The 22,019-nt window shown below is 49.6% G+C and carries 16 protein-coding genes; all 16 read left to right on the plus strand.

Annotated elements, in window-relative coordinates; all coding sequences use genetic code 11:
* Positions 1-342: 342 nt before the first annotated feature.
* The 16 genes from H3H32_RS14545 to H3H32_RS14620 all read left to right on the plus strand — a co-directional run bounded on the left by H3H32_RS14545 (position 343) and on the right by H3H32_RS14620 (position 22,017).
* Positions 343-3,540 carry a SusC/RagA family TonB-linked outer membrane protein gene (locus H3H32_RS14545; RefSeq protein ID WP_182463392.1) on the plus strand — a complete coding sequence of 1,066 codons (3,198 nt, stop codon included), beginning with the start codon at positions 343-345 and terminating at the stop codon, positions 3,538-3,540.
* Positions 3,541-3,551: 11 nt separating this feature from the next.
* Complete coding sequence (locus H3H32_RS14550) at positions 3,552-5,138, plus strand: SusD/RagB family nutrient-binding outer membrane lipoprotein (RefSeq protein ID WP_182463393.1); 1,587 nt, start codon at positions 3,552-3,554, stop codon at positions 5,136-5,138.
* Between the two features lie 357 nt (positions 5,139-5,495).
* Entirely contained in the window at positions 5,496-6,290 is a 795-nt protein-coding gene (locus tag H3H32_RS14555) for a creatininase family protein (RefSeq protein ID WP_182463394.1), read from the plus strand.
* Positions 6,287-6,679: a RidA family protein gene (locus H3H32_RS14560; RefSeq protein ID WP_182463395.1), complete on the plus strand. Its 393-nt coding sequence runs from the start codon at positions 6,287-6,289 to the stop codon at positions 6,677-6,679. Before H3H32_RS14555 ends, H3H32_RS14560 begins: the two co-directional genes overlap by 4 nt.
* An 11-nt stretch (positions 6,680-6,690) precedes the next feature.
* Complete coding sequence (locus tag H3H32_RS14565) at positions 6,691-7,653, plus strand: 3-hydroxyacyl-CoA dehydrogenase family protein (protein ID WP_182463396.1); 963 nt, start codon at positions 6,691-6,693, stop codon at positions 7,651-7,653.
* The gene (locus tag H3H32_RS14570) at positions 7,650-8,783 is read left to right on the plus strand and encodes a mandelate racemase/muconate lactonizing enzyme family protein (RefSeq protein ID WP_182463397.1); all 1,134 of its coding nucleotides are present in this window, start codon (positions 7,650-7,652) and stop codon (positions 8,781-8,783) included. Before H3H32_RS14565 ends, H3H32_RS14570 begins: the two co-directional genes overlap by 4 nt.
* A complete protein-coding gene (locus tag H3H32_RS14575; RefSeq protein ID WP_182463398.1) occupies positions 8,780-9,721 on the plus strand; it encodes a DMT family transporter in 942 nt (313 codons plus the stop codon). The genes H3H32_RS14570 and H3H32_RS14575 overlap by 4 nt, the downstream gene beginning before the upstream one ends.
* The gene (locus H3H32_RS14580; RefSeq protein WP_182463399.1) at positions 9,718-10,674 is read left to right on the plus strand and encodes a dihydrodipicolinate synthase family protein; all 957 of its coding nucleotides are present in this window, start codon (positions 9,718-9,720) and stop codon (positions 10,672-10,674) included. Before H3H32_RS14575 ends, H3H32_RS14580 begins: the two co-directional genes overlap by 4 nt.
* Positions 10,675-10,911: 237 nt before the next feature.
* Positions 10,912-11,655 carry an SDR family NAD(P)-dependent oxidoreductase gene (locus tag H3H32_RS14585; protein WP_182463400.1) on the plus strand — a complete coding sequence of 248 codons (744 nt, stop codon included), beginning with the start codon at positions 10,912-10,914 and terminating at the stop codon, positions 11,653-11,655.
* Between the two features lie 175 nt (positions 11,656-11,830).
* Positions 11,831-13,897 (plus strand): beta-N-acetylhexosaminidase, encoded by a 2,067-nt coding sequence (locus H3H32_RS14590; protein ID WP_182463401.1) that lies wholly within the window; start codon positions 11,831-11,833, stop codon positions 13,895-13,897.
* 97 nt (positions 13,898-13,994) lie between these two features.
* Complete coding sequence (locus tag H3H32_RS14595) at positions 13,995-14,933, plus strand: hypothetical protein (RefSeq protein WP_240543775.1); 939 nt, start codon at positions 13,995-13,997, stop codon at positions 14,931-14,933.
* A gap of 266 nt (positions 14,934-15,199) precedes the next feature.
* Positions 15,200-16,621 carry a Gfo/Idh/MocA family protein gene (locus H3H32_RS14600; protein WP_182463402.1) on the plus strand — a complete coding sequence of 474 codons (1,422 nt, stop codon included), beginning with the start codon at positions 15,200-15,202 and terminating at the stop codon, positions 16,619-16,621.
* Positions 16,622-16,715: 94 nt separating this feature from the next.
* Entirely contained in the window at positions 16,716-17,723 is a 1,008-nt protein-coding gene (locus H3H32_RS14605) for a Gfo/Idh/MocA family protein (protein ID WP_182463403.1), read from the plus strand.
* A gap of 67 nt (positions 17,724-17,790) precedes the next feature.
* Entirely contained in the window at positions 17,791-19,206 is a 1,416-nt protein-coding gene (locus tag H3H32_RS14610; protein WP_182464342.1) for a DegT/DnrJ/EryC1/StrS family aminotransferase, read from the plus strand.
* Positions 19,203-20,564: a neutral/alkaline non-lysosomal ceramidase N-terminal domain-containing protein gene (locus H3H32_RS14615; protein ID WP_182463404.1), complete on the plus strand. Its 1,362-nt coding sequence runs from the start codon at positions 19,203-19,205 to the stop codon at positions 20,562-20,564. The genes H3H32_RS14610 and H3H32_RS14615 overlap by 4 nt, the downstream gene beginning before the upstream one ends.
* A gap of 148 nt (positions 20,565-20,712) precedes the next feature.
* Positions 20,713-22,017: a hypothetical protein gene (locus H3H32_RS14620; protein WP_182463405.1), complete on the plus strand. Its 1,305-nt coding sequence runs from the start codon at positions 20,713-20,715 to the stop codon at positions 22,015-22,017.
* Positions 22,018-22,019: the final 2 nt, after the last annotated feature.

Raw genomic sequence — 22,019 nt, forward strand, 5'->3', positions numbered from 1 at the left:
ATCTGGCTAGCTCATTGGCTCGAAAAATATTTTTTGGTTTCTCTTTTTATTTTGTTTACAAAATTTGCTTTTATTTGTAATCAAAAATAAGCCAAAACATATTGCGTAACTGATAGCAGGCCGAATAAAAGACCGTTAGTCGTATTGTTCATAGTAAGTGCAATCCGGCTCGTTGACGAAAGCCTCCTATGTAGCTACACACCTATAGGCTCCAGGATACACCCCTGGAGTTGGTAAGGAACTTATTGCCCAATGCATTCCTGTTACTGCCCGATTCTCAGCGTACACTTAACTCATTACCTATAATCTTTATCATGCGACTTTTTGAAAAAAAACTACCTTATGAAAACACAAGCCAAACCATCCGTCAGTTTTCCTGATCGCAACAGCAGTACAGGCAGGCACATCCGGCGGGTTTTCTATCTGACCCTCTTTTTTCTTGGGATCGAAGGAGCATTCAGTCTGATGAACCTGTCTACAGCGAACCGTGCCTTCGCCCAGCAGGTCAAACAGATTACAGGGCGCGTGCTGGATAACCAGAAAAGTCCCGTTCCTGGCGCAACCATCGTTGCTAAAGGCAGTAATACGGGCGTTACAACCGATGCCGATGGAAAATTTACGCTTTCCGTTTCCAGCGCTGTCAATGCGCTCGTCATTTCCTATATCGGCATGACACCGCAGGAAATTGAAGTGGGCAATCGCTCAGCACTGGGCGATATCGTCCTGTCGGAAAGCAGCATGGTACTGCGCGAAGTAGTAGTAACGGCACTCGGTATTGAACGGGCGGCCAAAACCATTACCTATGCGATCCAGAAGATTGGTGGTGAGCAAATTAACGAGGTTCGGGATGCTAACTTCACGAACACACTTTCGGGGAAAATTGCTGGCTTAACCATTACGCCGTCGGCAAACGGTCCGGGTGGAGCAACCCGAATTGTTCTTCGCGGAAACCGCTCTATTCAGGGTTCGAATAACGCCCTGATCGTTGTAGACGGGGTGCCTATCGACAACTCTACACCTGCGGGTCAGGTACGGAGTGATGCCGGTGGACAGAGCGGAAGTGACGGTGCCGCCAGCATCAACCCCGATGATATCGAGTCACTTAACGTATTGAAAGGAGCCGCTGGGGCTGCTCTCTACGGTAGCCGGGCCGCCAACGGGGTAATCATTATCACCACGAAAAAAGGGAAAAGTGGAAAGATTGATGTCAATATCAACTCAGGGGTGACTATTGATCGCGCGTTGACTACGCCTAACCTCCAGAACACCTATTCGCAGGGGGCAGGCGGAACCTACTCGACACTGGCAAGTGGAAGCTGGGGGGCAGCCATTAGTGGACAAAGCGTAACCAACTGGCAGGGTCAAACGGTTAATCTTCAGGCTTATCCCGACAATATCAAAGACTTTTTTCAGACTGCTGTATCGACCAACAACTCGGTGGGTGTGAGTGGCGGCTCCGAAAAAATACAGACTTACCTGTCGTATTCGAACAACTACATCAATGGCATCGTACCCAATAACCGTTTGTCGCGAAACACCTTCAATGGTCGGCTAAGTGTAGATTTGACGAGCCGACTGTCTGTCGATGCCAAGATCACCTACATGGTTCAGAACATTTACGACAAACCCGGTGTAGGGGGCGACGGGCTGGTTGTGGCCAACATTTTCCGAATTCCCCGAAGTGTGGACCCTGAAACCTTGAAGTCGTATAAAACGCTGAACGTCAGTGGGGTTGAAACGCCTACCTACTGGACCACCACGGATGCCGTGTATATGAATCCCTACTGGACTATCAACAATACGCACCACGATGAGAACCGCAGTCGGGTAACGGGCCTGATGGTTATGCGTTACAAACTCACCGACTGGCTCAACATTCAGGGGCGCGTTAGCTCCGATAGTTATAATGATTTCATTACCCAGAAATACGCCAACAACACGGTTAACTACGCCCGTCAGCCGGGTGGCTATTACTCGGAAGGAAATGATTTCATTGCTGAACGCAACATCGATGTGTTGCTGACCGGAACCAACCGCCTGACGAGTGATCTGAAAGTAAACTACAACCTGGGTAGTTCGGTATTGACCCGCAGCCTACGCCACCGCGTCAATGCAGCCGACGGTCTGGGTTTCCCCAATAAATATGATCTTAGCTACGCTACTACATTGAAAGTAGAAGCTACTACCAGCAAACGGGAGCTTCAATCGGTTTACGGAACGGCCCAGTTTGCGTATCGGGATTACCTGTTTCTTGATCTGACCGCCCGGAACGACTGGTCGAGCACTTTGCCATCGCCCTATTCCTATTTCTATCCGTCGGTAGGCGTATCGGCCATCGTTTCCGAAATGATCAAATTGCCCAGCTGGATTAGCCTTGGCAAAGTTCGGGCCTCGCTGACCAAAGTGGGGAACGACGCCAATCCTTACCTGTTAGGTCAAACGTATAGCTATATCCGTGGGGGTTTTGGCGGCTACATTGCCAGCAGTAGTACCAAGGCCATTTCGGATCTCAAACCCGAGTTGACCCAGTCTCTGGAGATCGGCACGGAATGGGGCTTCTATAACAATCGGCTGAATGTTGATCTCACCTATTATAAAACCAATTCCCAAAACCAGTTGCTTCAGGTAGCCGCGCCAGCCTCTTCCGGCTATTCGACCTTGAATGTGAATGCGGGGAATATTCAGAACTCAGGTTTTGAGGTTATGCTGACCGGGAAGCCAATCGTGAAAAAGAACTTTTCCTGGAATATCGGCCTGAACTATGCCCGAAACACCAATAAAGTACTTGAATTGTATGATGGCGTGAGCCTGTTTTACCTCGGTTCATCGGCCAACGTTCGGATGGCTACACCCGTTATCAAAGAGGGCGGTTCGTACGGTGATTTGTATGGTTATAAATGGCAGACGCTCAATGGCCAGCACGTAGTCGACGCCAATGGGGTTCCCGTAAAAACCGACGCCATTGAAAAACTGGGCAATTTTAACCCGAAATTCACCGCAGGTTTCAGCAACAGTTTCACCTACAAAAACTGGAATCTGAACCTCCTCATCGACGGTAAGTTCGGAGGAATCGTTACCTCCGGTACAGCAGCTCAGATGGCCTATGCGGGCACATCGGCTAGTACCGCAATGTTTCGGGATGCCAACTCCTGGCTGATTCCGGGCGTAACACCCGAAGGTAAAGCCAATACCGTTTCCGTAAATGCCGAGAAATTCTGGCAAACCGTGGCGCAGGGGGATTATTCCTGGGGCGAATTCTTCACCTACGACGCTACCAATGTTCGGGTACGCGAATTAACCTTGGGCTACAATTTCACCACGCTACCGGGCTTTTTCAAACACGCCCGCCTGTCGTTCGTAGCCCGCAACCTGTTCTTCCTCTACCGGGGCAATGCCATTCTCGACGTTCCGGGTATTGGCAAACGGAAAATGGATTTCGATCCTGAAGTGAGCTTCGGCAACAGCAACTTCCAGGGCGTAGAATATTACAACCTGCCATCGACCCGCAACATTGGTGTGAACCTCAAACTATCTTTCTAAACGATTTGATCATGTTAAAACGGCTAAATTCCCTTTATTCGGCAACCACAAAGCTTGTTGTGCTTGCGCTGGTAGGCATTGGCTTAGCCAATTGCACCAGTCAGTTTGAAACGCTAAATACGGACCCCACCAAAATCAGTAGCGTGGGTAGTACGGAGTACCCGTTTCTATTTGCCTACGCACTGATGACGCCTACCTTAAGTCCCGACAATTTTGAAGTGGGCGAAGGCACAATCGCATCGGTATATTCTCAGTTTTTCGCTCAGGCCGCTCAGTCGTTCCCAACCGACCGATATGTGGTTCGGCAGGATTGGATGCCCGCTTGCTGGAACCCCGCCTATACCTCGGCAGCCCCGCAGCTAAAAACGATCATGGCCGGGACATCTCCGCAATCGGCCGAGAATGCGGTGGCAAATGTCTGGTGGGTTTGGATGTTCCATCGGGTAACCGATTATTTCGGTCCCATTCCTTATTTCGATGCGGCTTCGGGAAAACGGTATATTGCCTACACGCCACAGGATTCGATTTACTATGATTTTTTCAAAAAATTAGACGCAGCCTCTACGGTTTTAAAAGCGCACGCAACCGATAAACCATTTGGTTCCTATGACCTCGTGTATGGCAAAAACGCCAATCCAGCCACAGCCTGGATGAAACTAGCCAACACCCTACGTCTACGCCTTGCCCTGCGAATCTCGAAAGTGAATCCAACATTGGCCAAACAGCAGGCCGAGGCTGCCGTAACAGCAGGCGTATTCACGGACATAGCCGACGACGCGTATATGCCCAAATCAACAACGACCTACAATGAATATAATGGTTTGGCTGTAACGGCAGGTTGGGACGATATTCGGATGAGCACCACAATGGAATCCATTTTAAAGGGCTATAACGATCCGCGACTGCCTATTTACTTCCAGCCATCGGTTACCACGGGTACCTACGAAGGGGTACGAAATGGGCTGTTTACCTCCGAAAAAATTATTCCGATCAACTCCAGACCCTACACGTCCAACATGGGCACACGCTGGGTTAACTGGGTTAACAATGACTGGAAAACGACCTATAATGTTTCGCAGGATTTGATGCACGCTGCCGAAGCCTACTTCCTGCGGGCCGAAGGTGCCCTAAACGGATGGTCTATGGGCGGAACGGCCGAAGATTTGTATAAAAAAGGAATTGTAACATCAATGGCTCAATGGGGCGTTACCGATCAGGCAGCCATTGCGGCTTATGTGATCAATACCTCCGTTCCAATTGCCCCCCAGGATGGAATGAATTCGCCAGCTGTAAACGACTACCCCGTAAAATGGAGCGCATCGACCGACATGCAGCGAAAACAAATTGCCCAACAAAAATGGCTGGCTCTGTATCCAGATGGTATGGAAGCCTGGGCCGACGTGCGCCGAAGCGGTCTCCCCAAGTTATACCCGATCGTTCACTCCGAAAATACAGATTTACCCTCGGGCACATTTATCCGTCGGATGCCCTTCCTGGATTCAGAAAAGCAGACGAACGCATCAGAAGTTGCCAAAGCAGTCAAATTACTCGGTGGCCCCGACAATGCCGCAACCCCATTGTGGTGGGATAAAAATTAGAGATGTATTAGGTGCTTGGATTGTACCCACGGGCTTCAGCCCGTGATATGCGTTCAATTAAAACACGGGCTGAAGCCCGTGGGTAGAATCCAAGTACCTATATACCTATCCATTATGACCTTCATTTAACACGAGTTAGGGATAAGTGCTAATACACGTACCTGAAAACTCAACTACTTTTCTAAAGACATACAATCCCTGCGAGATCAGTTCACTAATAGTCTATTTTATTTAATCGATCATAGTATATTTTGTAAACAAATTTTATCTATTTTCGTAAACAAAAAAGCAATCAAATAAGGTAACGATATTCCTTGATAAAAATAGGGCTACTAATACCCCCTTTCTCCTTCGACCATGAAGTTTTCTGATCTAAGCTACCCACAGATTAACAGCTATACCGACAAGGTGCTTTTGCTACCAATTGCCGCCATTGAACAGCACGGCCCTCATCTGGCGGTATCGACCGATACGGATATTGTGACTCAGGTTGCTCAGGAAGCCGAGAAAGCGTTGCCTGAAACAGTACTGCTTTGCCCAACCCTGCCCTATGGCTCCAGTCACCATCATTTGTCTTTTGGTGGGACACTCAGCATACCTCCAGACTTATACACACAGGTGATCGTCAGTCTGGTCGAATCGCTGGTACTCAGCGGGCATCAACGTATTGTACTTCTTAACGGTCATGGCGGGAACATTACTCCGGTAAAACAGGCGCTGGCTATCCTGAGCAAACGCTTCGATGCGAGTCATCAGCCTACTATTGCGCTGGCAACCTATTGGGAATTGGCAGGCAGTGTATTCGCTGGAGAGTTTCCAATGGAAAGCCCGGCCTTGAGTCATGCTTGTGAATACGAAACGAGTTTGATGCTCCATCTTTTCCCCGAAAAAGTCAGGATGGAACGGGTGGATCGGGCACAACGACCTGAACGGAACGGGTACATCGGCTGGGAAGACGATGAGCCATACCGGGGCGTAACGGTCTTCAAACAAACCGAATTCATTTCCAGCAACGGTAGCAGCGGAGAACCTCAACTAGGCACGCCCGAAAAAGGAAAACATTTATTCGACCAGGCCGTCAGGTCGCTGATTGAGTTTCTGGACGCCTTCAACAACTGGCCTTTATCTGAAAACCTGGCAACAAAACCATGAAGAAACTGGAAATTAAACATCCCGACAAAGCCATCAATACGGGTGCCTATTCATCAGGTGTTCTGGTGGGCGATCTGCTATTCGTTAGCGGTCAGGGGCCGTTGGATTTGGCAACGGGCGACGTAAAACACGGCACCATTGAAGAAGAAACCTTGCTCACTCTCTCGCATATACAAAAGATTGTAGAGGCCGCCGGAGGAACCATCGACGACATCGTAAAATGCACGGTGCATCTGGAAGACATCAATGAATTTGATCGCTACGATGCTGTCTATGGGTCATTCTTCACGGGCATACGCCCGGCCCGGACAACAGTCCAATCAGTGCTATCGGATGGAATCAAGATTGAAATTGATGCCATTGCCCGTATCAATTCTGCCAACGTTTAGTCCAGCTATTTATGACCTCTCAACTACGTATCGGAACGGTGGGACTTGGCCTGATGGGAAGCAGTATTGCGACCTGCATACTGGCGGCTGGCCATACAGTTACCTCGTTGATTAAAGAAATCGAAACTGCCGATGAAGCCCGGAATCGTATTCTTGGTTATTTACAGCAGTTAAGCCAGGAAGGACTGTTAACGGATACGCCTGAAACTGTTCTGAGCCGTCTTACAATCACCAACGACGTTTCGTTATTGAGCAACCACACTGTTGTGATTGAGTCGATTACAGAAAACATCGACGAAAAGAAACGACTGTATCACCAACTGGAAACGGTCCTCTCGCCTACCGCCATTATCGGGAGTAACACCTCGGCCATTCCGGTGTCGGTGTTGCAAAGCGGGCTTAAGCATCCACAGCGGCTATTGGGCCTTCACTGGGCGGAACCGGCACATATTACCCGATTTATGGAGGTCATTTGTGGGAAAGAATCCGACCTGACCTATGCTTATGAAATCGTTAAACTTGCCGAAAGCTGGGGCAAAGAGCCTTCGTTGCTGAAGAAAGATATTCGGGGATTCATTACCAATCGGATTATGTACGCCATGCTCCGGGAGTCGTTCAATCTGGTCGAAAATGGGTACGCCACCATTGAAGATGTAGATCGCTCTCTTCGGAACGATCTGGGCTACTGGATCACCTTCGCCGGGCCGTTTCGATTCATGGACCTTACCGGTATTCCCGCTTATCTGACGGTCATGAAAGATCTCTTTCCCGACCTCAGCAACAGCACCGAAACCCCGAAACTGATGGAAGAACTGGTCGCATCGGGTGCGAAAGGCGTGCAGAATGCGCAGGGTTTTTATCCCTACACGCCCGAATCGGCCAAAGAGTGGGAAGAGAAATTCATCGATTTCAGCTACGACATTCGGAAACTCGCTCAAACCTATACCCCTACTTCTGCCGACGACACCAAATGACACGCATTCAATCTATAAAGGCCACCGAAGTAATTGTTCCGGCCAAACCGGGCAGTCTGAACTCTGATGAAGTCATCGACAAAGATTCGGCCTTTGCCAAAAAATTCCTGACGGGTGAGCGCTGGACCGAGTTTGCTAATCAGCCTAAATGGATTATTGAGCTGACGCTGGCCAATGGGCTGACAGGTATTGGCGAGACCTACCGTAGTGCATCTGGCGAGTTGCTCCATCAGGCTATGCAAAACTTGGTTGGTCAGGATGTATTGACACTCAATTGGCGTCGATTACCCATTGTGGATCAACGCATTTACGAAGCCTTTGAATCGGCAGTACTGGACGTGGTCGGTAAGTTGCTGAATGTGCCCGTGTCCCAACTATTGGGCGGTACGTACCGAGATCGAATCGACTGCTTCGGTTGGACGGGCCGCCGAACCCCCGAGGATGCTGCCCAGAAAGCCTATGAAGCGATGCAAAAAGGCCATAAAGCCTTCAAATTCAAGTGTTCTGACGAAGATCCCGTTCGACTTTGGACGGAAGCGATCCGGGATAAATGCGGTGACGGCATTAAAATCCTGCTCGATCCAAATCAGCGCTGGACCGATGTTGAGACAACCCTTCGATTGATGGAAGGCGTCGACAAAACCATTATGCTGGGACTCGAAGACCCAATTTTACATGCCGATGTAGCTGGCTTCAAGTACCTGCGTGAGACGTTGGGCATGCCCATGTACCGACACATTTCGCTGCCGTACACCCAGGATATTCGCGACATGATTGCCTTTGTTCGGGCCGATGCCGTGGATGGGTACAATTTCAATGGGTCGGCCTATAATTCGGTGCTTTTAGCCGAAATCGCTCATCTGGAAGGCAAATCCTGCTGGCGAGGTTCGGAGGTCGATTTAGGCATTTCGGAAACGATGGGGCTGCACATTGCAGCAGCCAGCATCAATTGCACCCTCCCTTCCGATCTGTTTGGCGAGCTAGTCCGAACCGACGATCTGATTACCGAACCCATCCGCTTTGAGAACGGAGCAGCCTTAGTTCCACAAGGTGCCGGGTTGGGTATCGAACTGGACTACTCCGCGCTGGAAACCTACCAAACGAATCAGTTTTTACTAGCGAACTTATGAACAAGTCGATTCAGTCGTGGGCTATCCTGTTTTTCTGCAACCTGATCTGGTCTTTCCATTTCACCAGTATCAAACTGACTCAGGATCAGGTCGGGCCGTATTTTACGGTATGGGCTCCCATGCTGCTGGCCACGATTTTCCTGGCTCCGTTTGTTATCCGGGATTTCCGGAAAGGGGGCAAGAAACTAAAAGATATCCTGATTTTCGTACAGTTGGCAGCGCTGGGGGCCTTCCCGTCGCAAGTGCTGATGACCTGGGGAACGCAGTATTCATTGGCCAGCAATGCGGCCATTCTGGTGATGACATTACCCGTTATCACTGCCGTTTTCGCCTTTCTGATCCTGAAAGAAAAAATGAATACGGCCCGCTGGATCAGCTTTGCCATTGCCATCACGGGCGTGATTCTGTGTTCGACGGATGATATTAAGCGGATGGACTTAAGCTCGCGCTATGCGCTGGGCAATGGGCTCATTTTTCTGGCCATTCTGGGCAATGCCTACTACAATGTGGGTTGCAAAAAGGTGTCGGGTCAGTACACCGAAATGGAGATGGTTTTTTACACTTACCTGGTGATGTCGATCCTGTTGACGCCCCTAGTGCTGTATTACGAACCGGAGATGTTTGCGAAGGTTCCGAGCTTCACCACGAACACCTGGATCGGGATGATTTCCCTGACGCTTTTTCACAATTTCCTGTCGATGCTTCTGTTTTTCAAAGCCTTGAAGAATCTGGATGCCACGCAGGTCGCTTTATCCAACTACCTCATCACGTTCATGGGCTTACCCATTGCCGCCATCTGGCTCGGCGAAACCCTGAACCGACAGACCATCATTGGTGGTGTGCTCGTCCTGGTCTCAACCCTTATCCTATCCATTGTCGATAGTAAAGTACAACAAAAAAAAGTAGCTAACATTAATCAAGAACCGGCAAAGTTATGACAAACACAGACAACGAACTGTTTGGCGTAGTACCCATCATTCCAACACCATTTACCGAAAATGAGGAGATCGACGAAGACGCGCTCCGCAGTTTAATTGACTTTGCCATCGACGGTGGTATAAAGGCGGTTTGCCTGCCTGCCTACGCCAGCGAATTTTACAAACTAACCGACGACGAGAAGTTACAGGTTGTGCGGGTGGCGGTAGAACGGGCTGCGGGCCGGTTGAAAATCGTCGCTCAATCGAACCACCCTTCCTTAAAAGTAGCCATCAGACTGGCACAGGCTAATGTGAAGGCTGGTGCCGATGTTATCTCACTGGCGGTTCCCCGAATTTTCAGCTTACCCGAAACCTCGCTAAAAGTCTATCTGTCAGAATTTTTACAGTCGATCCCAAACACGCCCGTTCTGATTCAGGACTTTAATCCAGGCGGCTCATCGATTAGCGTGGAGTTCATCAAAGAATTGATGGACGAAAATCCGAATTTCAAATACCTGAAGCTGGAAGAACCACTTTGCGCGCCCAAGTTCGAGAGCATCATTCAGGCGACTAACGACAAAATCGGGCTGTTCGAAGGCTGGGGTGGTCTGTACATGCTCGAACTGGTACCTATTGGTATCCGGGGAGTCATGCCGGGTCTGGCTGTTGCCGACATTCTGCAAAAGATTTTCACCCTGCGCTCCAGTGGCGAAGATGCCAAGGCGTTCGAGTTATTCGAACGGGTCATGCCGCAAATCTTCTTCTCGCTCCAAAATATGGAGTTGTTCCACTACGCCGAGAAAGAGTTGCTGATTGCCAGAGGTGTACTGAGTAATAGCATCGCCCGAAAAGCCGCTTATATTCCAGATTCATCGTCAATTAGCTACATCCGGGAGTTGAACCAGCGCATTCTCGACATAGTCAACGATGAAAAGTACGCCATCCGTCCCGTTGCCAATAGCCTTGTTGCTTAACTAATGAATAATGTAAGGTAGTTAAGGTAGATAATCAACACCTTGAGGCTGTTTGAGCTTTCTAAAATCAAGTACTAATCGGTATATTTTTGTCATCCCGACGCAGGAGGGATCTTCGGTAACTGCCTAAAAAACCATAATACCGAAGATCCCTCCTGCGTCGGGATGACAAAAACACTAGTAAATCAAAAGTTTAAACAGCATCCTTATTATTCATTTACTCAAAACCATAGTATCATGGGAGAATTTAGCGGACAGGTTGCGCTGGTTACCGGAGCAGCCTCCGGAATTGGGTTATCCATCGCGCACAAGTTACTGAACGAAGGCGCACAGGTTGGCTTACTCGATTTTAATGAAGCGGCTTTACAGCAGGCGTTTGAAAAATACGGTCCGGATGCCTTGCTCATCGGCATCGACATCACCGACGAAGCCCGGGTAAACGAAGCCGTTTCGCAGGTACACGCACAGTTTGGCAAGATTGACGCCCTCATTAACTGCGTGGGTATTACGGGTATCACAAACGTACAGAGCCATGAGGTGAGCAGTGAAAATCTACACAAGGTGTTTGAGGTAAACTTCATGAGCAGCTTTTACACCTCCAAGGCTACATTGCCTTTCATGCTGGCTCGTAATTATGGCCGTATTCTGCATATCGCGTCGATTGCCGGGAAAGAGGGGAACGCTGGTATGCTGGCGTACTCGGCCTCAAAGGCAGCCGTAATCTGCATGGCGAAAGTGCAGGGCAAAGAGTACGCCGAACGGGGCATTACGGTCAATGCGTTGGCTCCGGCGGTTATCCAAACCCCGTTGGTCGATGCGATGCCCGAAGTGCAGGTCAAGTACATGACAGATAAAATTCCAATGAAACGATGTGGTACACTCGATGAAGCCGCGAATCTGGCCGCTTATATCGTATCACCAAAAAACAGTTTCACCACCGGTTTCACCTTTGATTTGTCGGGTGGCCGGGCAACGTATTAGGTTGGTGTAGTATGGGGCGGACTTTGTCCGTACTCATACTATCCACTATCTGGCGCGAGTATTTGCTCGTGCTCATAATCTCGTCAGCATTCGCTGACGCATGTGTAGAATTGCGAATGCGTCAGTGGATACTGACGAAATTATAGACACGTGCAAATGCACGCGCCAGCATACTATGAAACGCTACTGGATAACTTGTATTCTTGTTTATTGCTGGCTGGGTTCGGCATTGGCGCAGCAGCGTCCTGTACTTCTTCCCCAACCACAGTCTATCCAGTATGGGCAGGGAGCGTTGTCGGTGCAGAATCTGACGATTCATGTAGCGCCAAAGGTTCCTGCCGATGTTCTGTTTGCGCTCAACGAACTAAAGAAAATCCTGAACGAACGGACTGGAAAAGCCATTCTCCATAGTTCATCAGCCAACACCTCTACTATTCGTTATTCGGTTAAAACGCCTGGTCAGGAAGTACCCGAAACTCAGGAAGCCACCAATGGCAATCATCGGGAACAATACGCCATTACGATCTCAGCCAAAGGGGTTGACATTACAGCCCAAACCTCGACCGGCCTGTATTACGCCGTACAAACGATTCGGCAATTGATTCAGGGCCAAGGCGCTAAGTCAACGCTTCCGTTCGTCACGATTAACGACCAACCCAAACTGGCCTATCGGGGTGTAATGATGGATTTTGCGCACGGGGGTTTGCTGACGGTCGACGAAATCAAAAAACAGATTGACTTTTTAGCGCGCTGGAAAACCAACCAATATTATTTCTACAACGAAGTTAGTATTCAACTCGATGGCTATTCGACGCTGAATTACAAGGCTAGTTATTCGAAGACCCAAATCAGAGCAATCATTGCCTACGCACGCGAGCGGCACATGGATGTGATTCCGTTCGTCAATTTCTATGGTCACCTGCACGAGCTGATTCGCAACGAAAAATACGCATCGCTGGCCATTGGTCACTATGGTCATGAAATGGACCCGCGTAATCCTGCCGTTCAGGAATTGCTGAAAGACTGGATTAAGCAATATACCACCCTCTTTAAGAGTCCGTTCATCCACGTCGGCTTCGACGAAACCTGGGAAACGAAACGGCTGGCCAATGACCCTGCAAAAAAACTAGACCCCGAAGCGCTGTATGTTCAACAGCTCGGTTTTGTCAGTAACGAATTGAAGCAATACGGCAAAACGTTGTTGGCCTGGACAGACATGAACTCGTTTTACCCGACTATTCTGACCAAATTCCCGACAGATATTATCCCGGTTATCTGGGAATATTCGCCCGACACAACGGCTATTTACAATTACTTAAACCCTGTCCTCAAGGCGAAGAAACTGTTCTTTATCCAGCCTGCGGTATCGGGTTGGGGCCATATTTACCCCGCTGCCGATTATACCTACGAGAACATAAATCTCTGCCTGAAAGCAGGAATCAAACACAATACGCTGGGGTTTATTACGTCGGTCTGGACGGATTCTGTCGAGCCCCTTGTGCGGGCATCCTGGCTGTTCATGGCCTATGGCTGCATCGCGGCCTGGCAGGGCACCGTGTCCGACAAGACTACCTTTACCGGCCAGTATGCCGCCGTAACCTACCCTGCTGTAGCTAAGGATATGCAGGCTGCTTTCGACCACATTGCCAAAGCGGGTCAGTTTCTTGAAAAATGTCTCGGTAAGAACACCCAAAGCCTGCCCCGTGGCACACTGGTCGAGAGTTGGTCGAATCCGTTTTCGGCCTACTATCTAGCCAACACCACCGAACACAAAACTGATTTTGAGCAGGTCCGTATTCAGACAGAAGAAGCGCAGGCAAGGCTGATTAGCGCGCTTCAGCAGGCCACCCCTTCCGACACCAGTTTCATTCAGAGCATGCTGTTATCGGCACGGCTGATCAATTATTCTGCCAGTCGATTTTTATGGGCGAAAGCCATTACCGATCGCTGGAACGACGGGATGATAGCCTCAACGAAGGATGATTACGTATTCTATGATCTGACCTACCCTTGTCATAGCCTGTTGGTCGATGCGATGGACGAGACCGGCGAACTGAAACAAGCCTATGCCCAAGCCTGGAACGCCGAAAACATGCCGTATCGACTAAACACCATACTGGGCCGCTTCGACGTCGATTTTGGCCTCTGGCGAAAACTGCATTTGAAACTGCTGGACTATAAGATTCAGAAAAAGACCGAGCCCCTGAAATCCTTCGAGTTAATGTTTACTCCAGACTTTTAACGAAAAATGGAACGCTGATTTTTATGATGATTATGATTTCTACAATCACTTTTAAATCAAAGCGATCATAAAGATCAGTGTTCTATTGCGAATGACCATGAACAATAACCTCCAATTCTTAAGCCCTATTGATGGCGATATGCTCCACGCCCGCGATGGCGTAACAACCGTAGACGGCCTGGAAATCGACGTACAGGTATCGGCTCCAGCATCGCATCAGTTAACTATCAATGGGATCGGGGCGAACTATAAACAGGGCGTTTTTTCGGGAAAGGTCCGTTTAAGTCAATTCGACAATACGATTACTGTTCATGACGTCACAACCGATGAAAATAAAGCTATTCGGGTGTACTGGCTGCCGAATTTTGCGGGTCATTATCGGCTGTCGATTGACGATAACATCTGGTTTCTGCGGGATATTTATCAACAACAGGGCAACTACCAGTCGCTATTCGACAATCCCTATCTGGGCTTTTTGAAGAAAATACATTTGGCTTACGGCACCAAAATTCACCTCAACCTTTTTTATCAGACCGACGGATTCAACCTGTCGCAGTTTCCCGACCGTTTCAAAGCGGAATGGCAGGCCAACGCCGACTGGCTTCGACTGAGTTTCCATGCCTGGGGTGAATTTCCAGACAAGCCTTACCAGCAAGCCGGTTACGAGCAGGTAGCCCAGGATTGCGCCATCGTGAAAGAGCAGATTCAACGGTTTGCGGGTGAGGCTGTTATGGGACCTGTTACAACCCTTCACTGGGGCGAAGCGACGGTCGAAGGTTCACGAGCCTTACGCGACGCGGGATACATTGGCCAATTGGGATACTTCAACGTTGACGATGAGTTGCCACCGGTTTCCTACTATCTCGATGTAGCGCAGCGTCGGCACATGAAAAAACGGTTTGTCTGGCACGATAATCAGGAAGACATCACGTTCATTCGGAGCAGTATTGTACTCGACAAAACAGAGCTTCCTGACATTGTTCCATACCTGGACAACTACGAGAATCAACCCTCGGGCCTCCCCCCCTTTCGTTGATTTACTCGTACACGAACAATATTTCTACCCATTCTACGAAGCCTACCAACCCGACTTCTTCAATCGTATTCTGACAGCGATAAAATGGGCTACTGTAAAAGGCTATAAACCTGCCTTTTTAGGCGATGCACTATTTAATGGACTAGCAATGTAGCGTGGACGTCTCGTCCGCGTAGCCGAAGGCTAAGTTGAAATTGCTTTTTTTAGCCTTCGGTTACGCGGACGAGACGTCCACGCTACGTCACTACAATACACACAAAACGAACATGGAAAACAATAGACGAAATTTCTTAAAAACAGCCGGACTAAGCGGATTAAGTCTGGTAGCGGCTAGTCCATTTTCGGCCTATGCGTCTACCACTAAAGAACTGGAAACTATTGGCGAGCAGGCCAGCAAAATACGCTCTCAAGTCTTCAATATGAGTGGCTATGCAGCCCCCAAGCTGGATGTTGTTCGCGTTGGTTTCGTAGGAATTGGCAACCGGGGCATGGGAGCCGTTGAACGACTGAATCAAATTGAGGGCGTTGAGATAAAAGCGCTTTGTGATCTTCGACCAGAGCGGGTGAATCTGGCGCTGAAGAAAATTGAAGCGAACGGCCACCGCCCTCAATTGTATTCGGGGAGTGCGGATGCCTGGAAAAAACTCTGCGAACGCACCGACCTCGACCTTATTTATATCGTAACGCCCTGGGCATTGCATACGCCCATTGCGGTATTTTCCATGAACCATGGCAAGCATGTGTGCGTGGAAGTACCAGCCGCCAAAACGCTCGAAGAATGCTGGCAGTTGATCGAAACATCGGAGCGCACTAAAAAGCATTGCATGATGACCGAAAACTGCTGCTATGACTTCACCGAGTTGCTCACCCTAAACATGGCACGGCACGGTTTCTTCGGCGAAATAGCACATTGCGAAGCCGCCTATATCCATAATTTACAAGAGCTTGTCTTCTCGAAAGAACACTTTTACCAGATGTGGGAATTAGAGGAGATGTACAAACGCACGGGCAATCTTTACCCAACTCACGGATTAGGGCCCGTTTGCCAGGTACTAAATATCAATCGGGGGGATCAGATGGATTATCTCGTCTCCATGTCGAGCAATGATTTTGTGCTGGGTAATCTGGCGAAAGAACTGGCAGCCAAAGACGATTTTTACAAACCGTACGTGGGTAAGCCTTTCAATGGCAACATGAGTACCACCACCATCCGAACCAAAAAGGGCAAGACCATTATGGTTCAGTACGATGTTTCCTCACCACGACCATATTCTCGAATCCAGCTGGTTAGCGGCACCAAAGGCGTTGCGTTAAAATACCCTGAACCCGCCCGCTACTCCACCGGCCATGAGTGGATGAATGAGAAAGAAATTAAAGAACTTGAAGAAAAATACATGCCGCCTATCGTCAAGAAAATGGGCGATATCGCCAAGAACGTAGGCGGTCACGGTGGGATGGATTTCCTGATGGACTGGCGAACCATCGACTGTCTTCGGAACGGCTTACCGCTCGATCAGGATGTGTATGATGCCGCTTTGTGGAGTTCGGTTGGGCCGCTAAGTGCGTGGTCGGTGGCGCACCGATCCAACTCAATTGATGTCCCCGACTTTACGGGTGGAGCCTGGCAAAAAAATAAACCCGTCGATATTTCGATGAGCAAAGGCGGCACTACGCAGGCGAAAGTATAATGGTTTATTTTTAGCCGTGATGTCGGGTTTAAGAACCCGACTCCACGGCATATCTCTACTACCAACCCAACTGCATCAGTAAAAACCTAACGTCATGAATCCAGCATCCAGTCGAAGAACATTTTTGAAACATACGTCGCAGGGTTGCGCGGCTTTGCTGTTGGCCCCCACGCTACTTCAAGCCAGACCAACGACGGCAACTGGCAAACGGGTGGGAATCATTGGACTGGATACGTCGCATAGCACCGCTTTTGTGAAAGCGCTCAATGCCCCCGATGCCAATCCTGCTTTTCTGGGCTACAAGGTCGTGGCCGCTTATCCACAGGGAAGTAAAGATATTGAAAGCAGTACCTCGCGCGTTCCGGCCTATACGGAAGAAGTAAAAAAGCAGAACGTCGAAATGGTCACGTCTATCAGCGATTTGCTCAAAAAAGTCGATGTGGTGTTGCTCGAAACCAACGATGGGCGCTTGCACCTGGAACAGGCTCTACAGGTATTGAAAGCAGGCAAGCGGGTGTTCATCGACAAACCGATTGCGGCTTCGTTGTCGGATGCCATTGCCATTTTTGACGCATCTAAGAAATACAACATTCCGCTTTTTTCGGCCTCGTCCCTTCGGCACATCAAAGGCATTGAAAAAGTCGATAAAAGCCAGGTCGTGGGTGCCGATACTTTTAGTCCGGCTGTCCTCGAAAAGACCCACCCAGACTTTTACTGGTATGGTATTCATGGCGTTGAAACGCTGTACACCGTCATGGGGACGGGTTGCAAACAGGTGGTTCGCGTGCATACCGACGGCACCGATATTATTGTGGGAACGTGGGCCAATGGACGCGTAGGCACCGTTCGCGGTACACGTACAGGAAAGCATGATTACGGCGGTACGGTGTTTACCCAAACGGGCAACCTGGTGTTGGGTCCCTACGGTGGCTATGAACCCTTGTTACAGGACATTATCACCTATTACGAAACCGGCGAAGTACCCGTTACACCCGAAGAAACCATCGAAATTTTCGCCTTTATGGAAGCCGCCGATGAAAGTAAACGTCGCGGAGGGGCTGCCGTTACCCTCGAAAGTGTTCTGGCTAAAGCGAAGAAGTAGCGCGGGTGGAAACCCGCGACTTTTAAGTCCAATTGCGGGTTTCCACCCGCGCTACAAATCCAACAGTATGGCGCAGTCTAACGTATCAAGAAGAGAGTTTTTAAAACGAAACTCATTAACTGGCCTGGGAGCTATGCTACCGGCCTCGTTGCTCACGGATAGTCCGGCACTACCTCCCAGCACTCCGGCAAACGCAGCCACAAAATCAACACCCTTTTCACTGGCAGAACCACCCGCTCTATTGGGTGGCAAACCCGTACGCACCGCCGAATGGCCAAACTGGCCCTTGTGGAAACCCGAACAGGACGAAAAACAACTGCTGGAAGTAATTCGTAGCGGCATCTGGTCGCGGGGAAATGTAGTGAGTGAGTTTGAAACCAAATGGGCCACTACCCTCGGTGCCAAACGGTCGCTGGCTGTCGTAAACGGAACCAATGCCATCATGACGGCGCTGGCTCAACTGGATATTCGCGGGGGTGATGAAGTATTGGTCCCACCCTACACGTTTATTGGAACGGTAGCCCCTGTTTTGTCGACAGGCGCGATGCCGATTTTCGTGGATGTCGATCCGGAAACCTTTCAGATCGACCCAGCGAAAATTGAAGCCAAGATTACGCCCCGGACCAAGGCAATCATTCCGGTGCATATTCTGGGATTACCAGCCAACATGCCCCAGATTCTGGCCATCGCGAAAAAGCATAATCTGGCTGTGATTGAGGATGCCTGTCAGGCGCACCTGGCCGAGATCAACCATCAGAAAGTGGGGACGTTTGGGCATGCGGGCTGTTTCAGTTTCCAGAATTCCAAGAACCTGGCCATCGGCGAAGGTGGCGCCATTGTCAGCAATGACGATGCGTTTATGGATCGTTGTTTTTCGTACCACAACTACGGCAATCCCTATGGCATGCTTTCGGGAGTCATTGGGGCAGGAACCATTATTCAGGGCACGAAACTCCGATTAACCGAATATCAGGCAGCCATTGGACTGGCCCAATTAAAGCGACTTGATGCCGAAACCACCACCCGAAACAAAAACGCAGCTTATCTGAAAGCAAAAATCAAAAGCATTCCGGGTATTGTTCCGTATAAACTTTACGATGATGTAACGCGGGCCGCTTTCCATCTCTTCCCATTTCGGTATCAGAAAGAAGCCTTCAAAGGCTTATCGCGCGAGGTGTTTCTAAAAGCACTCACGGCGGAAGGAATTCCCTGCTCGAAAGGGTACGCTACGCTGAACAACATGCCCTATCTGGATGACGCGTTCAAATCGAAAAACTTCCAGAAAATGTATCCAAAATCGATGCTGAATTTCAAGAGCTATGTCGAGCAGAACCATTGTCCGCAAAACGACCGATTATGCAATGAGGAGGCCGTTTGGTTCACGCAAAACATGCTACTGGGAACGCAGGCCGATATGGACGAAATTACCAATGCCATCGAAAAAATTCATACCCACGCCGATAAACTACTGAGTCAGAAATGAGAAATCGATTGGGCTTCGCGTGGTTAATATGGCTAGGCTTTTTGATTCCTGGCTATGTGGTGGGCAAGGGCTGGAAGGCTGGAACGGCCAGGGTGATTATTACACCCAAGGAGCCACAATGGCAGGCAGGCTATGCCTCGCGCACCCACGCTGCCGACGGAAAACTGCACGACTTATGGGCCAAGGCGCTGGCGCTGGAAGACGAAACCGGAACGCGCGTTGTATTAGTTACTACCGATATGCTTGGCTTCCCTAAAGCCATGTCGGACCGGATTCGGGAGCGACTGAACAGCCAGTTTGGCTTGGCCAAAGCCCAGATCATTCTCAACAGTTCGCATACCCACTCCGGGCCTGTATTGGACTACGCCCTTCAGGATATTTATCCTCTCGACGCAAAGGAGCAGAGGAAAATTGATCAGTATTCGCACTGGCTGGAAACGAAGATCGTCAGCCTGGTTGGTCAGGCATTGAAGACGCTAGAACCCGTTGAATTGTTCTCCCAAAATGGAGTCACGCGGTTTCAGGTCAATCGGCGCAACAACAAAGAAGGGGCTCTACTAGAACAAACGGAGTTGAAAGGCCCTAACGATTATGCTGTACCGGTGATCAAGATTGTCGATGCCAAAGGAAAGCTCAAAACCATTGTGTTCGGATACGCCTGCCACCCTACGGTTCTGGATTTATACCAGTGGTCGGGCGATTATGTCGGCTTTGCTCAACTGGAGTTGGAGAAAACGCATCCCGGCGTAACAGCGATGTTCTTTCAGGGAGCAGCTGGCGACCAGAATCCATTACCCCGTCGTACGATACCGCTGGCCCGTCAGTACGGGCAGGAATTGGCTGCTGCTGTGGATCGTGTACTCGATGAACCGATGCGCAATCTGACGCCCCAGGTTCGTACAGCCTATTCGGAGATTGACCTTCCGCTTTCGGCTCCGCCATCCGAAGCTGAATTAACAAAGACGATTCAGGAAAACGAAGGCTATCTTAAACGTTGGGCAACGCGTATGCTGGCCGAAAAGAAGCAAGGGAAAGTCCCTATCAGCCGGTATGCTTATCCATTACAAATCTGGCAGTTAGGCACCCAATCCATCCTGAGTTTTGGTGGCGAACTGGTTATCCAATATGCAATCGACTGCAAAAAACGCTTCGGGCAGGATATTTTCGTTATGGGCTACTCCAACGATGTCATGGGCTATATTCCTTCGACCACAATTTTACAGGAAGGCGGCTACGAGGGCGCTTCGTCGCAGATGGTATATGGGCTACCCAGTGTCTGGGCACCCGATGTCCCGGCCATGATTTACCAGGAAATAAACCGACTCGCCGATCAGGTGGGCCTGCCTAAACTAAATTGATTCTCATGGGACGCATGCCGTGAGGTCAGGTTCTCAAACCTGACCTGATAGGTTTCTCAAAACCTACTGACAGAACAGCACGAGGTTTTGAGAAACCTCACGTGTCGGATTCTTAAATCCGACACCACAGCCACTAACAAAAATAACAATGACTTTAGTCAACGAAACCCACGTGCCTACCTCTTCGTTAACCGCTACACCCTACTACTCAGGCTTCCCGCTCGCGCACGATACGTACAACGCGATCACGGCCGCCAGCAACGGAAAAATCTACTACGTGCTTTGTTCCGAATCGTACGAGCAAGGTGGTCAACTCTATGTATATGATCCCTCGACCGACAGTACCGAATGGCTAGCTGATTTAACAGACATCTGTGGCGAAACCCATGCCAATGCCATTCCACAAGGCAAAAGCCACGTTCGGTTTTACGAGAGTAATGGCAAGCTGTATTTCGCTACGCACATTGGCGTGTACGAAATGATCGACGGGATGGAGCGGTTGCCGCTGCAGGCACCGAATGGCAAAAATCTCTACCCCGGCGGGCACTTTGTCTCCTACGATTTAACGACAGGCGCATTCGAAAATCTGGCCATTGCGCCCGAAGGCGAAGGAATTCTGACCATGACCATCGACAAAGAGCGTGGGTATTTGTACGGCATCACCTGGCCGCTAGGCTATTTCATCCAGTATGATTGTCAGACCAATACGCTCAAGACAATTGACCTCGTTTCGGCCAAGGGAGAAGCCGGGATTCCGGGGGATGACTACCGGGTATTGTGTCGATCTATGTTTGTTGATCCGCGCGATGGCGCCGTTTATTTCTCCACTTCCGAAGGGGATATTTTCACCTATCAACCTGAGATAGACCGCTTGAGTAAACTCCCCGATGTCGATTTACGGCTCGACTACTTCGGAAAATATGACCCAACGCACCCCGGTAGTATGGGCTACAACTGGCGCAAAATATTCTGGTACGCTCCCGAGGAAGTGGCCTATGGCATTCATGGCAATTCGGGCTATCTGTTCAGGTTCGACCCTCGTCGGCAACATATTGAACTAGTCGAACGACTTACCTCAGAGCCATCTCGAAAAAGTGGCATGTTCGATCAGTTCAGCTATGGCTATCTGGGCTTTCAGCTAGGGCCAGATCAGGAGACTATTTATTACCTCACGGGCGGCCCTGTGTATGTCGATGGCAAACGGGTAAAGGGCGAAGAGCAGATTGCCAAAGGTGCGGCCAAAGGGCTTGAAAACTTACACCTGGTTACTTTCCATATCCCGAGCCGGACTTACACGGACCACGGCCCCATTTTTTATGCCGATGGGAATCGCCCAACCTATGTCAACTCGATTGCCATTGGGGCGGATGAATCGGTGTATACACTAGCCCGCTTTGAACACGAAGGGCATGAAATTCAGGATTTAGTTAAAATTTATTTTCGACAGGATTAACT

Source organism: Spirosoma foliorum, assembly GCF_014117325.1.
Lineage (GTDB): Bacteria > Bacteroidota > Bacteroidia > Cytophagales > Spirosomataceae > Spirosoma > Spirosoma foliorum.